The 1,987-nt window shown below is 65.1% G+C and carries 1 protein-coding gene; it reads right to left on the reverse strand.

The features are described 5' to 3' along the window. On the reverse strand, positions 1 to 1,987 hold a 1,987-nt coding region (locus tag A5651_RS04005), incomplete at both ends, for a condensation domain-containing protein (RefSeq protein WP_156662581.1).

The following is a 1,987-nucleotide window of genomic DNA, read 5'->3' on the forward strand; positions in this document are numbered from 1 at the left end:
TGGTCAACGCGATTAGCACCCGCTGCAACCGCGCTACCAGGGTGTGGATGGTGTCGGGGTTGTAGACGTCGGTGCGGTATCCGATTTCTCCGGTGATTCCGGTGGGGTCTCCGGTTTGGTTGCAGTGTTCGGCCAGGGAGATGGTGAGGTCCATGCGGGCGGTGTGGGTGTCGGTTGGCAGCGGTGTCGCGCGCAGGTCGCCCCCCAGGGTTGCGGCGGTGGAGGCGTCGTCTTGCCAAGGGAGGTTTTGCCAGGCCAGCATGACTTGGATGAGGGGGTGATGGGTGAGGCTGCGGGTGGGGTTGAGTCGTTCGACGAGCACCTCGAAGGGGACGTCTTGGTGTTCGTAGGCGGCCAGGCTGCGAGCGCGTACTTGGTTGAGGAGCTCGGTGACGGTGGGGTTGCCGGTGAGGTCGACTCGTAGGACGAGCGTGTTGACGAAGAAGCCGACGAGGTCATCGAGGGCGGTGTCGGAGCGGCCGGCGATGGGGAAACCTACGGCTACGTCGTTGCTCGTGCTGAGTTTGGCCAACAGCACTGCCAGCGCGGCTTGGACAACCATGAAGCTGGTGGCGTTGTGGGTGCGGGCGAGGTCGCGTATTTGTTGTTGCAGCTGGGCTGGCCATTCGATAGGGACTGTTGCGCCTCGGTGATCAGCGGTGGTCGGGTAAGGCCGGTCGGTGGGTAGTTGGAGTCGTTCGGGCATGCCGGCCAGGGTTTGTTCCCAGTAGTTGACTTGGGCCGTGATGCGGCTGTCAGGGTCGTTGAGGTCTCCTAGTTGTTCGCGTTGCCAGAGGGTGTAGTCGATGTATTGCACCGGCAACGGCGCCCAGTCGGGGGCCTGTCCGGCGCACCGGCTGGCGTAGGCGATTCCGAGGTCTGTGATGAGTGGGGTGACGGACCAGCCGTCGGCGGCGATGTGGTGGACCACGGCGACGAGGACATGTTGGTCTTCGGTGATGGTGAAAAGTTGTGCACGAATGGGGATTTCGGTGGCCAGATCAAAGGGGCGGCGTACGACGGCGCCGACGCTTTGTTCGAGCTGGCCGGCCGGCCAACCGGTGGCGTCGATGATTTGCCAGCCGAAGTCGGCTCGGGGGGCTGGGATGACTTTTTGGTGGGGGGTTCCTTGGGTTGTGGAAAATACGGTGCGCAGGCTTTCGTGGCGGGCAATGACGTCGGCTAGCGCGGCGCCTAAGGCGTGGGTGTCGAGCTGTCCGGCGAGTTGGAGTGCTACGGCCATGTTGTAGATCGGTGAGGGGCCTTGTAGTTGGTCGATGAACCAGAGCCGCTGCTGGGCGAATGACAGGGGCACGACCGGGGGGCGTTCGACGGGCACCAGGGGTTCCAGTGCGCTGGCGTTTTCACTGATGTGGGGGGCTAGTTGGGCGACGGTGGGTGCTTCGAACATGGCGCGCACCGGCAGGTCGGTGGTGAACGATTTGTTGATGGCTGCGATGACGCGCATCGCGGTCAATGAGTCTCCGCCCAGGTCAAAGAAGGAGTCGTCGATTCCTACGCGCTCGATGCCGAGGACGTGGGCGTAGACGGCAGCCAGAACTTCTTCGGTCACGGTGGCTGGGGCGCGGTAGGCGACGCGGTGGTATTCCGGTGCCGGCAGGACGCGGGTGTCGAGCTTGCCGTTGACCGTCAGCGGCAACGCCTCGAGGGTCACGATCGCCGCGGGCACCATGTAGCCCGGCAGCCGCTCGGCCAGCCGCACCCGTAGCTCGGCGGGGTTGGCGGTGCCGGTGATGTAGCCGACCAGGCGTTTGTCGCCGGGGCGGTCCTCGCGGGCGATCACCGCGGCTTGGTCGACCCCGTCGACAGCGTTGAGCGCGGCTTGGATCTCGCCGAGTTCGATGCGGTAGCCGCGGATCTTGACCTGCTCGTCAGCACGGCCCAGATAGCGCAGCTGTCCATCGGCACCCCAGGCCACCAAATCCCCGGTCCGATACATCCGGGTGCCCGGCGCCCCGAACGGGCA

This window comes from Mycobacterium sp. 1274761.0 (assembly GCF_001668615.1).
GTDB lineage: Bacteria > Actinomycetota > Actinomycetes > Mycobacteriales > Mycobacteriaceae > Mycobacterium.